Raw genomic sequence first — 13,468 nt, 5'->3', positions numbered from 1 at the left:
CATGTCTGAAACTCAAAATACGGCTAAGTCGCACTGGTCTCAAACCCGCGAGGGTGGGACTATGGCAGCCATGCGTTTGGTTTTCTTTATCTACCGGGTATTCAACCGACGGGTATTTTCATTAATCATGTATCCGGTAGCGATGTACTTTGTATTGTGCCGGAAAGAGCAGCGCAAGGCATCGCTGCAATACCTGTTGAAGCATTACCGCTGTAAGCCCGAATACTGGAAACATAAACCCGGTTATCGTCATGTATTACTGCACTTTAAAAGTTTTGCTGAAGTCATTTTGGATAAAATGCTTGGCTGGCTGGATGAAATTACCACAGACGATTTTGTTCTGACATCTCCAAAAGCTATAGAAGCGCTGCATAATGATATCCAGGGTCAGCTGATCATTGGCTCACATTTTGGCAATCTGGAGTTTTGTCGTGGTTTTATGCATCGCTATGGCACCAAGGTCATTAACATTCTGGTGTATGACAAACACGCAGGCAATTTTGTAAAAATGATGCAAAACGAAAATAATGAATCTCGCCTTAATGTGTTTCAGGTCGATGAGTTTAACGTTACCACTATCATGAAGTTGAAAGACAAAGTTGATGCAGGTGAATGGGTATTTATTGCCGGTGACCGAGTACCGCTGAGCGGGCTGGACCGGACCGTCGATGTGCAGTTTTTAGGTGAGCAGGCCCCGTTACCGATTGGCCCCTACATGCTGGCAAAAGCCTTAGAGTGCCCGGTCAAACTCATGTTTGCCTATCGCAGTGAAACAGTGGGCAATAAGGTAGTGTTTGACGTTGCTTCGTTGTGCGACAAGCTACAAATCAACAGAAAAAACCGCCAGCAGGATCTTCAAAAATATGCACAGCAATTTGCTGACAAGCTTGAAGAGCATTGTCTTGTGTCTCCTTATCAATGGTTTAATTTCTACGATTTTTGGCAGCCCGGCGTCCATAAGCCCATACCCGCCCACTAACAAGAATAACAAGAATAACAAGAAGGACAGTCACGTTGCAGGATCCCCGCTTCGACAGCCGGCTTTTTGAGTTAATTCCGCACCGGCCGCCAATGTTGCTTATTAATACTGTGTTGAGTGTTGATGAGACATCATCCTCTTCGATAGTCATCGTAGATGAAGTTAGCCCCTTTTTTGAAGATGGCAAAGGCGTACCCACATGGATCGGGCTTGAATATATGGGCCAAACGGCTGCGCTTATCGCCGGGCATCAGCTGGAGCTGGGGCGGGTCACACCGCATCTTGGCTTTTTACTTGGTACCCGGGCATTTAAAACCACCCATAATTATTTTACCCCTGGTACCTACAAAGTTCGGTGCGAGGAAAAAGCAGTGGTAGGCGATGGCCTTGCAACCTTTGCGTGCTTCATTGAAAATGAACCGCAAGATGGTAGCGACATACAATGCCTGGCCACCGCAAGTTTGTCGGTGTTCCGCCGGCCGATTTAATAAAAGGATGTAGTTTGAATAACAATAACAGACGTGTTGTGATTACCGGAGCTGGTGTGGTGTCTGCACTTGGTGATGACTGGGCACAAGTGAAGTCGGCCCTGCAGGCAAAGAAGTCGGCGGTATGTTATATGGAAGACTGGAAAAAATACAAAGGGTTGGGCACCTATCTGGCTGCGCCAATACATAACTTTACCTTGCCAGCCCATTTTACTAAAAAGAAAAAGCGCAGCATGGGTCGCGTGGCCCAGCTAGGTGTACTGGCTACCGAACGGGCGTTGGCCGAGGCCGGATTGGCACAGAGCCCGGTAATTCGTTCTGCCTCTACCGGCGTGGCCTACGGTTCAGCAACCGGCAGTAGTGAAGCAGCGCTTGAATTTTCGCCTATGTTGGAAAACTTCTCAACCTCGCGCATAAACAGCAGTACTTATCTGCGCATGATGAATCACACGGCTGCGGTAAACATCAGTGTGTATTTTGGCACGCAAGGGCGCATGTATACCACATCCAGTGCCTGTACCGCGGGTAGTCAGGCAATCGGCTACGCGTACGAAGCCATTCGATATGGCCAACAAGATGTGATGATAGCCGGTGGCGCTGAAGAGCTTTGTCCCTCACAAGCGGCCGTGTTCGATACTTTGTTCGCCGCGAGCACAAAAAATGATACGCCAGAAGCGACGCCGCGCCCCTATGATGTTGACCGTGACGGTCTGGTGCTTGGCGAAGGAGCCTGTACCTTGATTCTTGAGTCATACGAGCATGCCAAAGCCCGGGGCGCAAATATTCTTGCAGAAGTCGCAGGTTACGCCACCAACACAGATGGCGCTTATCTGGTAAAACCTAATCCTGAAACCGTACAACGGGTGATGTCAACCGCGTTGAAAGACGCGGGTGTAAATGCAGATGACATAGGCTATGTATCTGCACATGGTACCGCCACACAACATGGTGACATTGTTGAAAGCCATGCAACGCATCAGGTGTTAGGTGCCAAACCTATCAGTTCGTTGAAAAGCTATACCGGCCATACGCTTGGTGCATGTGGTTCGTTTGAGGTATGGGCCACCATCAACATGATGAAGGAAAACTGGTTTGCTCCCACTTTGAATCTGCACAATGTTGACCCAGAGTGCGCTCCGCTGGATTATATTCAGCACGAATGCAGAGAAATATCGACAGAGTGCTTTATGAGCAACAACCTGGCATTTGGCGGTATCAATACATCATTGATCATCAAACGGGTGTGATTCTCTTCCCACTCAGTCTACAGGTATAAACGGGTATCTCTGGGGGCGAGGTGATGCCCGTTTATGCTTATTGCTTGCTGTTCTTTTTTAACGAAGCGTGCAGAGCATCGATATTTTTTCTCAACAGTTTGCCGTTTGGCTCTCGGGGCAAAGAGTCAACGACATAGACAGGCCGGGGAACAAAAGCACTGTCCAGGTGGGTTTGTAGAAACCGAATCAGCGCCGCTTTTTCCGCCCCCGGTTTTAGTGAGACAAACGCAACCAGACGGGTTACCAGACGGGTGGACTCTGGTTGAATAACAATACCATCTTCTAATCCTTTGAAGGTTAACAAGGTCTGATTGATGTTGAAAAGTGAGCCGCGTTTTCCGGCAATTTTAATCAAATCTGAAGCTCTGCCCGCGAGCACAAAATAGTTGGGCTGCTTAAACTCAATAAAGTCCTGTAATACTATTGGGCCCGGCAGATGCTTTGCACTGACTGTGGTCATTTCGCCCTGCTGGGTAAAGTCTATCCCCTCAAACTTCAACCAGGTTTCTTCTTGTGCGGCTCTTCTAACTGCCATTGAGCCGACTTCACTACAGCCATAAACCTCGCGTAATGGCGCATCAAACTTCTGCTCTACCTCTTGCGCCAGTTCTGTGGTTAACGCCGAGGTAGCACAAAGTACAGAATGGGTGACCCCCAAGCTGTTCATTTGCGCCGTGCTATACATTTGTGCACATAAAGCCCGCAGGTGCACCGGAGTTGAAACCAATTGCTTAGGCGAGGGCAGGCTCTTGAACGTATCAATTATATCCTGGGGAAAGAGCGGTTTTGCGTCACTCATACAGACTTGGCTAAACATGGGCAACAGGGCTGACGTTTCAAGCCCCCACATATGCTGTGCAGGCATTGTGGCTAACTGATACAAAGTTTCATCACAGTCGGGGATCATAAATGAATAATTAATCAGGCTGCTGCGATGCAAGGTTCGCCAATACTTTAGATTGGGCTTGGATTTACCCGTTGAGCCAGAGGTAAAGCTAATGCAGGCAAGAAAATCATCTTTGATATCTGGCACTTCATGATGGCTTGTATTTACCGGGCAAACCCGAACCGATAAAATATCAACGGCAGGGAGTAAACCACTGATATCCCCGCCATCATGAATAATAAAGCAATCACTGTACTTCTGGGCAAGTTGTTCCTGCGTGGCAATATTATTAACGGAGGGCAGAAGATTTGTGGTGCCTCGCAAAATGGCAGCACAAAACCCCACCAAAAACAGATAACGGTTTTCACATAAATTGATGGCATGCTGATGATTAGGTAACGCGTTTGCGACTTGTTTTACATGCGCAATAAATTGCCGTGCAGAAATTGGTCCTATAGAAAGCCCTATCGGCTCTACTGGCTGCGTTAGAAACGCAAGAGCATCTTCAGGTTCACGAGTAATAAGGGGAAAAGTATTTGGCATCGATGGAGTCAGTTACAGGTGTTCACAAATTTCAACAAGCCGGGTAAACGGTCAGTTCATTCGCTTTATTTTCAATTTTTGCTAGTTTAAACTACCGCTATAATAAAAACTAATTTTGTGTCATGGAATGATCACCTGAACCATTGCAGTGTCTCGCAGGCTGGCGGCTTTGTTTCCTTGTCACATTACCTCACATCCAGTTGTCTTATGTTAAAACAGCATTTTTGTTCCACCCCAGCAAAAGAATTATTGTCCCGCGACAAAACTTTGGTGGTAATGCCGCTGACCAGTCAGTGTGAACCGTATGGCGAAGGGTTGATTGCAACCGGTCTGGAAGAAGCCGATGCTCATCCTGTTAACGAAACATGGAGTGTCAGTGAAACGGTAACAAGAGGGCAATCAGGGCGTTGCTATTGGTCTGAAACAAACAATCTGATTTGTGTTGCTCATTGGTTGAGTAAAGATGAGTGCGAACAAATTGAGCAAAGTACTCAATTCGCCTACGAGGCTATTTTAGCCGTGCTTGATGAACATAAATTTCCTCACCCCTTTCGTTTCTGGAATTATCTGCCGGGGATCAATGTTGGCAATGGCGATGACGAGGTGTATAAAAAGTTTTGTACCGGGCGCCTGAAAGCCTTTGAATCAAGGGGGATTTCTGCCCAGGCTTTTCCGGCAGCATCTGCCCTGGGTCACCACAGTGACGGGGCTGTATTCTATGTATTTGCCAGTCGGGCTCGCCCGCGTCATTTCAATAATCATCGCCAGGTTAATTCCTACGACTATCCTCGTCAGTATGGAGTTACCAGCCCCTCTTTTGCCCGGGCCACAGCGCTGAGTCTGAATACCTCTCATTTTTTGTTTATATCCGGTACTGCCAGTATTACGGGCCACCAAACATTAGGTGAAGATGACATAGAGAAACAGCTCACTGTAACCATGGAGAATATCAGACACCTGCTTGATACCGCCAACCCCGACAATCGTGAACTGGCCACATTCAAAGTGTATATACGCCATGCCCATCACCTTGCTTTCATCCGCCACTGGCTTACCACGCACTATCCCCAGGTTGAAGCGGTATACACGCTGGCTGACATTTGTCGTAAAGATCTGTTGGTAGAAATAGAGTGTTTTTGTGACTGAAACGGTGCACTCTCAACAAAATAAAAAAATCAGTAAGCCACCTTTCAGACTTCGTCGGTTTTTGCGAATTTTCATCGCCAGCGCCTGTTATGTGTTATTTGGCACAGGTGCCGTTCTGGTTGGTATATTTTTCAGATTGCTGAGCCCGGTGAGTTTCATTTCACCGGCAAAAAAACAGCGGATGATTCGTTGGTGTATCCATAAAGGCTGCCTGAATTTCATCCGCATTTTGCGCTTTTTTAAGTTAATCCGATATCACTTTGATGTTGAGTCGATGCATGCGGTTAGCCCGGGTCACATTGTTATTGCAAATCACCCTTCACTGATTGACGTGGTGCTGTTGCTGGCGGTGAACAAGCAGATGTGCTGCTTTGTCAAAAGCGCAGTTTGGGATAATTTTTTCACCGGCGCAGTAGCGCGGCAGGCAGGCTTTATTCCTAATCATGCAGAACAGCTTTTACCCATGGCGGCTGCCCGATTAAAGGCAGGAGAAAATATTCTTATTTTTCCTGAAGGTACTCGTACCAAAGAAGACAATGTGTTGCGATTTAAGCGAGGCGCAGCAAATATGGCGGTGGCGGTAAATGCTTCTATTATGCCTGTGGTAATTGAATGCTACCCCCGCGCGCTAAAAAAAGGCGATAAGTGGTATAATATTCCTCAAGGCACTCCGGAATTTACCTTGCGCTCAGGAAATTTACTGGCGCTGGAGGAGTGCATTGACAGGACGTTACCACGACCTAAGCAGTACAGACACCTCACACAGTATCTGGAAAACTATTACAAAAAGCAGCTTTCAACAGATACGCCGGTTCCACCGGCAGAACTAAAGACACATTAAGGGAATACATTATGAACGAAGAAAAACAAAGCATTCTTGCAAAGGTCAGAGAAATTCTGGTCGATCTGTTTGAGCTGGATCCTGCCCAGATTGTACCTGAAGCACGCCTGTATGAAGATTTGGACATTGACAGCATTGATGCGGTTGATTTGCTGGTGGACCTGAAAAAAACAACTAATGTAGAAATCACGCCTTCTCAGTTTAAGCAGGTAAGAACCATCGGCGACGTGGTAGACGTATTTGCCGGGCTTTCTGCAAAAGCGTAACCCTGATGAAAAAAACCTATTTAGATATCGACATACCGTTTTTCGATGTGGATGCTTACCGTGTGGTCTGGCACGGTAATTATCCTAAATATATTGAAATGGCGCGATGTGCATTGCTGTCTGAAATAGGCTGTCCTTACAGCGTAATGGAGCAGCAGGGTTTCTTTTTCCCCATTGTCGATATTCAGGTGAAATACATCAAACCTTTGTTGTTTGAACAAAAGGTGGTGGTGGAGTCGTGGTTGACTGAGTGGGAAAATCGCTTAAAAATCAGCTATGTCATTAAAGACCGAAAGACAGGTGAGATTTTTACTAAAGCAAAAACTACCCAGTTTGCCGTGGCCATGCCCGAGCAAATTACGCAATACGAGTCACCTGCTTTTCTCACCGATGCGGTAGCCGCATGGATAAGTAAAAAATGAAAAAAACATCTTTGAAATGGCTTACTGCGTTATGGATGGTCGCTGTTTTGGCGAGTACTGCGGCTATGGCAGGGCAAACCGAGGCAAGCGAAGAGTCTCTGTTGTCAGGCTTATTTCCGTCTAACTGTTATTTTTCAGGTCATTTTAAACAACAAAAAGCCGTGAAGGGTCTTCCCGCTGCGCTAAGCTCGTCTGGCGATTTTTTTTACGCCTGTGATTTGGGGCTTGTCTGGCATACCAGTACGCCGTTTAGCGAGGCCGTACTGTACGTTAACAGCACCAATAATTTCACAGCGCAGGACGACGGTACACTTTCGCCACTTAGTGGCGTGGCACGCTATATCATGTCCAATATTTTTGTACGTTTGTTAGAGGGAGACACCCGCTATTTTGCCGAAGAATTTGCAGTGAGCCAGGAAGAGACCAAAAGTCTGGTGTTGCTACCTGAAAGCGAAATGATGCAAAAAGGTCTGGAAGCTATCCGCATCAGTAAGAGTGGCGATAAGACAGCGCCGGTAACCTTAAACATAAAGGTGACTGACGCTACAGGCCAGGATACCCAGGTGTTAATAGAGCAGATTAAGCACTACAATTTCGACGGCAAGCGTAAAGCCTATGAGCAATGTCTTGAAATGTATTCTGACAAAACAAACTGGTGTCAGGTGCTGCGTTCTCCTTCCCGTTACGATGCTTTGTAATTACCGGCCATGATGTTTCTTGTTCGGTTGTGCTTTGTTTTTTTCATCGTTGCCGGCGTACTGTTCGCCACACTTAACCCGCAGGCAATTCAGATTGATACAAACATCAATGACCTGAACCCTGAAAAAGTCAAAGACCCGGGTCTTCAATACGCATTGGATAGTCTTGCCAACGATATCAGCCAGCGTTTTACGGTGGTGGTAAAGGGCACCGACAAGCGCAGTACCCATAATGCGGTGAACGCGCTGCAAACCTCCCTTGACGAGTTGCCTGGCCTTGCCGCTGTAAAAAACGAGCGTTTACTGAATGATTATCTACCGATAGTCACGCCTTACCGGTTTAATTTTCTTACTGAAGCTCAGCATAAAGCACTAAAAAACAAAAATGCAGAGCAATTGGCTGGCGAGGCTCAACGAAAATTATATCAGCTGGGGGATGGCGTTAGGCTGATCCCATTTGAAGACGATCCTCTGGGCTGGTTTTCTGACTACCTGCTGGCTATGTCAGGCGGTATTGAAACAGCTGACCGGGTCACCGAGAAGGGGGAGTCGGTAGTGTCATTTGCGGTAACCTTCACCGATTTTCCCGACAACATGGCACAGCAGTTTAGCCTGTACGAGCAAATAAAAGCGGCCGAACAAAGTACAAGCCACAAATTTGATGTAACCGTACTGCACTCCGGTATGTTCTTTTTTGCCGTGGACTCGGCACAGTCGGCCAAAGCAGATATTCAGCTGATTGCCATCGGATCGGGTATTGGCGTGCTGGTATTAATGCTACTGGTGTTTCGCTCGTTGTTGCCCTTAACATTAGCGGTGGGCTCTATTGCCGCCGGTGTCGGCTTTGGGGTGCTGGCCAGCATCTGGGTCTTTGGGTCGGTACACGTACTCACTATTGTGTTTGGCGCCAGCCTGATTGGCATTGTGGTCGATTATTCATTGCATTATTTTTACCACTTTTTGTCAGGTAAAAATGCGTCTGAATCGCGTAAGGGCCACTCTGATAATGTATTGCGCCGCGCTATGTTACTTAGCGTCATTACTTCGCTGGTTGGCTATGGGGCTTTAAGCCTGGCCAATCTCACCATCCTAAAAAAAATCGCATTATTTTCGTGTTCAGGATTGGCCATGGCCTGGCTTAGTGTGATGATTCTTGGACCGCTGGTGGTACGTCGTCCTATCGAAGCCAGACAAACTATGTTGAAGTCGGTCATTCGTGGCTGGCAAAACGTATTTGCACGTCGTCCGCGCGTACTCACCGCCTTTGGGTTGGGGTTGGCGGGTATCAGTGTGGTGTACCTTTTGGTGGGCAGTGTTAATGTAAACGATGATCCCCGACGTTTCTTTCACGTGTCTCCGGCTTTACTTGAACAGGAGCAAGCCGTATCGGCACTTACCCAGGTATATGAACCCGGACGTTATTTGCTTATTCGCGGGCAACACCCGCAGCACATATATGACGCGTTCGATGCTTTGTATGATTTCCCGGGTGCGAGCCGTGAAATGGTGACCGGCATTTCAGACTGGCTTGCCTCTCCCGAAGATCAAAAACGCAACTACGAGCTGCAGGCAACAATATATGCGGATGGCGGCGCCCTCGACGTATTTGCATCTGCTCTGGGCTTGCCTGCTGCATCCTTGGCACCGGTAAAGGCGGCTTATCATGCAGCAGAGGGTAAGGTACTGCATTTCTCTACACTGGCGCAGCAGGTTCCAGCTTTGCCGCCTTTGTTAAGCGAGCGAGTCGGGCAAATTTACAGCTTTGCCTTAATTCGCAAAAATAGTGATTTAAAAGCGCTTGCCGCCGCAGCCGAGGCTATTCCTGCCATTGAATATATGAATACGCTGGGTGATGCAACCCGAGCACTCAAGTCACAGCGTAAGAGCGGGGCTACCCTGTTGCTGATTGCCTATGGCCTTGTCAGTGTGCTGCTGGCAATGTGGTACCGCAGTGCGTCTGCGGCGCTGCTGTTGCTTATACCGGCATCTGCCAGTTTAATTGCTGTGGCGCTGGTGGCGGCCTCTGGACAGGCACTCAATGTCTTTCATATTATGGCGCTGTTTTTGGTGTTAGGACTGGGAATGGATTACGTTATTTTCGCCCGGGAAATGACTGCACAACCAGAAACAACCCAACAAGCCATACTGCTTTCAGCGGTTACGAGTTTGCTTTCTTTCGGTTTGCTCGCATTCAGTGCAATGCCGGTAGTTCAGGCTTTTGGTAGCATCATTCTGATTGGCAACACAATTAATTTTATTGCGGCAATAAGCCTGTTTAACGGTGAGCCTGAACAAAAGGAATAAGGACTTTATGTCTGCCCAAAAAAGAATTCTTGTCACAGGAGCAAGTAGCGGTATTGGCAAAGCCACAGCCTATAAAATGGCAGCTCAGGGCTTTGCAGTAGCCGTGCATTATCGCAGCGGTAAGCGCGAGGCCGCCAAAGTGGTTGATGATATCCAGACTGACGGTGGCACTGCGGTGGCGCTGCAATTCGATATTGCCGACCGGGAAGGTACGCGCGAAGCAATTGAGACTGATATTGAACAAAACGGGGCTTATTACGGTGTAGTGTGTAATGCAGGGGTGACTCGCGACACAGCGTTTCCGGCCATGACCGGCGAAGAGTGGGATGGGGTGGTTCATACTAATCTCGACGGTTTTTATAATGTTTTGCATCCTGCCATTATGCCAATGATTCGACTGCGCCAAGGCGGCCGAATAGTAACATTGTCTTCTGTTTCGGGTCTTATGGGAAATCGTGGGCAAACCAATTACAGTGCGTCTAAAGCGGGCATTGTAGGTGCGACCAAATCGTTGGCAATCGAGTTGGGCAAACGTAAAATTACAGTTAACTGCGTGGCGCCAGGTGTTATCGAAACAGGCATGATTGAAGGTGCTGTTGCAGATGAAGCGAAAAAAATGATCCCACTTGGTACCTTCGGGCATGTGGAAGATGTAGCCAATACTATAGGTTTTCTGGTTTCAGACGAAGCCCGCTATATTTCCCGTCAGGTAATTAGTGTTAATGGCGGTATGTACTAGCGGCAACTTCAACTCATCTCAACATAAGGAAATTTAAATGAGATACTTATCTACCGGCGCAATGGCGTTGATGTTGGCATTTAATGCAGTGGCAAAGTTAGAGCCCGAAGAACAGAAGCTGGCCGATATGTTGCTTTCTGGGGATATGACACAGTTAAAATCTGCCTCAAAACAGATTTATAATAGTGAAATATCAGAGCCGGAATTATTGGATATTGGCGCTGAAATACTGTTAAAAAAGTACCCGGATGCGGTGCGCTCAGACATAGATTCGCTGGCGTGGCTGGCCCGTGCTATAGGCGCCTCTGAAAATGGACGCTACTACAATGTATTATCTGAGGTGGTTGAACACGCCCAAAACGATAAGCTCGAACGTCATGCAGATACCGCGCTGGATGAGTTGCCGGGGGCAGAAGGTGAGCAATATGTCGCGGGTGGATACGCGTTACCTGAAGGCTTATACACAAAAGATACTGACGCTGAAGTCATCAGTCGTCTGAAACAAAAGATGTTGGCCGGAGATCTTAGCAACCTTAAGCAAGCTGCCAGAGAAATGGCTTCAAGAGAGCTTCGCAGCGAAATATTGGGTGATATCGCTGCAGAAATCTTGCTAACCCACTACAAGGAAGTAAAGAAGAATCAGGTCGACACTTTTGCCTGGCTGACCAACGCGATTGGACGCAGCAAAATGGCTCGTTACCGAGATGTTTTACGTGAAATTGAAGACAACGGCGAATTCAGAAAGTTACGTCGGTATGCAGAATCAAATCTTGACGAACTGCCCGAGGAGGCTGCCGAGCAGTATCAAAAAGGGATGTTTAACGAACCCATACCTGATTATACATTTTAGGTAGCAGGGAAGAAAAGCGGACAGTAAATAGTCCGCTTTTTCTATGTTGGGCCCCAGTCTTCTCGCCATTTACAAATTGTTTTTCTCGCCAAACTTTTAAAATCCACTTAGCGCTTTAGCAAAACGTAAGCAGGTGTAGTTGTGCCTGGCCTTCAGGCCAACAATCGCAAAAAAGTACTGGTTAGACTTTTGCTACCCCATTGCGAAGGGGATAGCGGTCAGTCTGATGATTACCCCGTCAAAACCACTAATATTTATGGGTTTAGCTAACTTTAAGTAGAGCTGAATACCCCAACTATATGTAATATATAGTAAATTCATTTGGCATAATGCCTGCTACATGTTATTGAATTGTTAACAGTGATGGGGCAAATAGTATGTCAGTTAAGTTGGAAGACAGACCAATAGAGCAAGTTCGTGAAGAAGTTATCGATGTTCTTATATTCAATTATAGTCATGGAGTAATTTCGGCAGAAGCCTTTGAACGCCGACTAGATGAAGCTATCGCCAGTCAGGATCATCAAACTACTATGGGGTTAGTCGCTGACCTGAACAAAAGTACTGACTCTCAGTTTGCTTCTGAAAAAGAACGGCACCTGAACATTAATTATACAAATAATCGTGATACTCCTAAAACTGACAATATCATTAATATTTTAGGCGGCTCTAATCGTAGCGGACAATGGCAAGTCGCAAAAGAAATACGCATTTTAACTTTGTTCGGCGGGGCAGATATTGATTTCACTGATGCCATTTTCACCTCGCCAAATGTAACAATTAAAGTGTTGTGTTTATTTGGCGGCAACGACATTTATGTGCCTGAAGATATTAATGTGGTATCAAAAGCCTTCTGTATATTAGGGGGAATAGATAATACAGCCCCGTCTATTGCTTCGCGTCAAGCTCCCACCATTACAGTAGAAGGCTTAGTCATGTTTGGTGGTCTGGACATAAAGGTGAAAAAGACGATTAAAGAAAAGTTTGTGGCTTTCGCCAACCAAATGAAAGTCATATTCAATAGTAAGCCCTAGATTAACGCCGATTGGCTTATTAAAAAGTCCTGACGTCAGTTGTATATCAGCTTGATTTGAATTTTTCAAAGTATAGACATTCGCTATTTTATGAACCTATTTATAGGTAGGAAAACAGACTCATTTAGTATGGCGTAACGAGCACTGAAAACAATCACCCATGGTTTGATAGTACGCATTTCGCATAGTTACGCATAGTTACGCATAGGACAGTCACTGAGAAACACTGAATAGGGCAACTTAAAGCAAGTGACTGTCCTATTAGCTATTCACTTTTGAAGAATTTGCTAGTATGAATTACTTTATAAGCAGTTATCTTGACTAGTAGTAAATTAAGGACGAATGCATGGATCGCACAAAAAAATACTTGCTCGGATTCGAATACCTAAAAATTGGGAATTTTTCTTTTGCGGATACCCCGTGTCAGTTAAAGACTTGGGTTTCTGAAATTTTGCTCAATTTGAGAGATGCACGATATGAAAAAATTGGTGAAACCCTTTATTTCATATCTAGAGATGAAGAGATCGTCTATATAGGGGAGTTCACATATACCCTGAAAAGCCGATGGCTTAGCAAAGGTTATGTTGTGCACCATATATACGACAAACTTGCTGAGGCTCTTAGGGAAGGTTCAGAGCTGGCAATGTGGGTTGCAGTTTGCCCTTACGTCAATATACCTGATATGGGGGAACTTAATATTAGCAAAAGCCTGGAGCAAAAAATGATCAAACACCTTAAGCCAGACTGGAATATAAGAAACCGATATTCGGCTGATAAAGAGATCTGGGTAACTAAGCACTGCATGCGTCTAGATAAGCTGCAGCCCACAAGTTAAATGGAAAGCATTTTGGGGCGATAGCGTACAATGCTTGTCGTTTCTTTTCCTGGTTTTCTAGCATCTCAACCACCCTGGATACGCTATGTAAATACCCCATTAATAACACAGTTATTTCGTAGAATATTCAGGCAGCGCTTCTATACTCAGTAGGCGTCATATC

The 13,468-nt window shown here is 46.3% G+C and carries 14 protein-coding genes; 13 read left to right on the top strand and 1 reads right to left on the bottom strand.

What is annotated here, in order from left to right:
* The first annotated feature begins 1 nt into the window (after position 1).
* From JK130_RS14280 to JK130_RS14270, 3 genes are read left to right on the top strand one after another with little or no spacing between them, the layout of a single operon-like run.
* The gene (locus tag JK130_RS14280) at positions 2-979 is read left to right on the top strand and encodes a lysophospholipid acyltransferase family protein (RefSeq protein ID WP_218355005.1); all 978 of its coding nucleotides are present in this window, start codon (positions 2-4) and stop codon (positions 977-979) included.
* Between the two features lie 35 nt (positions 980-1,014).
* On the top strand, positions 1,015-1,467 hold the full coding sequence (locus JK130_RS14275; protein WP_218355004.1) for a hotdog family protein: 453 nt from the start codon (positions 1,015-1,017) through the stop codon (positions 1,465-1,467).
* A gap of 14 nt (positions 1,468-1,481) precedes the next feature.
* Positions 1,482-2,714: a beta-ketoacyl-ACP synthase gene (locus JK130_RS14270; protein WP_246587815.1), complete on the top strand. Its 1,233-nt coding sequence runs from the start codon at positions 1,482-1,484 to the stop codon at positions 2,712-2,714.
* Positions 2,715-2,781: 67 nt separating this feature from the next.
* Here JK130_RS14270 and JK130_RS14265 read toward each other — a convergent pair whose 3' ends face one another.
* Entirely contained in the window at positions 2,782-4,173 is a 1,392-nt protein-coding gene (locus JK130_RS14265; protein WP_218355002.1) for an AMP-binding protein, read from the bottom strand.
* 207 nt (positions 4,174-4,380) lie between these two features.
* Here JK130_RS14265 and JK130_RS14260 point away from each other — a divergent pair, with 207 nt between their 5' ends.
* The 10 genes from JK130_RS14260 to JK130_RS14215 all read left to right on the top strand — a co-directional run bounded on the left by JK130_RS14260 (position 4,381) and on the right by JK130_RS14215 (position 13,305).
* The gene (locus tag JK130_RS14260) at positions 4,381-5,319 is read left to right on the top strand and encodes a chorismate transformation FkbO/Hyg5 family protein (RefSeq protein WP_218355001.1); all 939 of its coding nucleotides are present in this window, start codon (positions 4,381-4,383) and stop codon (positions 5,317-5,319) included.
* On the top strand, positions 5,312-6,160 hold the full coding sequence (locus tag JK130_RS14255) for a lysophospholipid acyltransferase family protein (protein WP_218355000.1): 849 nt from the start codon (positions 5,312-5,314) through the stop codon (positions 6,158-6,160). The genes JK130_RS14260 and JK130_RS14255 overlap by 8 nt, the downstream gene beginning before the upstream one ends.
* An 11-nt stretch (positions 6,161-6,171) precedes the next feature.
* The gene (locus tag JK130_RS14250; RefSeq protein WP_218354999.1) at positions 6,172-6,426 is read left to right on the top strand and encodes an acyl carrier protein; all 255 of its coding nucleotides are present in this window, start codon (positions 6,172-6,174) and stop codon (positions 6,424-6,426) included.
* A gap of 5 nt (positions 6,427-6,431) precedes the next feature.
* Positions 6,432-6,848: an acyl-CoA thioesterase gene (locus JK130_RS14245; RefSeq protein ID WP_218354998.1), complete on the top strand. Its 417-nt coding sequence runs from the start codon at positions 6,432-6,434 to the stop codon at positions 6,846-6,848.
* Entirely contained in the window at positions 6,845-7,546 is a 702-nt protein-coding gene (locus JK130_RS14240; protein WP_218354997.1) for a LolA family protein, read from the top strand. The genes JK130_RS14245 and JK130_RS14240 overlap by 4 nt, the downstream gene beginning before the upstream one ends.
* Positions 7,547-7,555: 9 nt before the next feature.
* Complete coding sequence (locus JK130_RS14235; protein WP_218354996.1) at positions 7,556-9,850, top strand: MMPL family transporter; 2,295 nt, start codon at positions 7,556-7,558, stop codon at positions 9,848-9,850.
* Positions 9,851-9,857: 7 nt separating this feature from the next.
* On the top strand, positions 9,858-10,589 hold the full coding sequence (fabG, locus tag JK130_RS14230) for a 3-oxoacyl-ACP reductase FabG (RefSeq protein WP_218354995.1): 732 nt from the start codon (positions 9,858-9,860) through the stop codon (positions 10,587-10,589).
* A 37-nt stretch (positions 10,590-10,626) separates the two neighbouring features.
* Complete coding sequence (locus JK130_RS14225) at positions 10,627-11,439, top strand: hypothetical protein (protein WP_218354994.1); 813 nt, start codon at positions 10,627-10,629, stop codon at positions 11,437-11,439.
* 377 nt (positions 11,440-11,816) lie between these two features.
* Positions 11,817-12,470: a LiaF domain-containing protein gene (locus JK130_RS14220; RefSeq protein WP_218354993.1), complete on the top strand. Its 654-nt coding sequence runs from the start codon at positions 11,817-11,819 to the stop codon at positions 12,468-12,470.
* A gap of 346 nt (positions 12,471-12,816) precedes the next feature.
* A complete protein-coding gene (locus JK130_RS14215) occupies positions 12,817-13,305 on the top strand; it encodes a GIY-YIG nuclease family protein (RefSeq protein ID WP_218354992.1) in 489 nt (162 codons plus the stop codon).
* Positions 13,306-13,468: the final 163 nt, after the last annotated feature.

Source organism: Alteromonas lipotrueiana (assembly GCF_019249245.1).
In the GTDB taxonomy this organism is placed as follows: Bacteria; Pseudomonadota; Gammaproteobacteria; order Enterobacterales; family Alteromonadaceae; genus Alteromonas; species Alteromonas lipotrueiana.
This window is presented reverse-complemented; position numbering and strand designations above follow the sequence as displayed.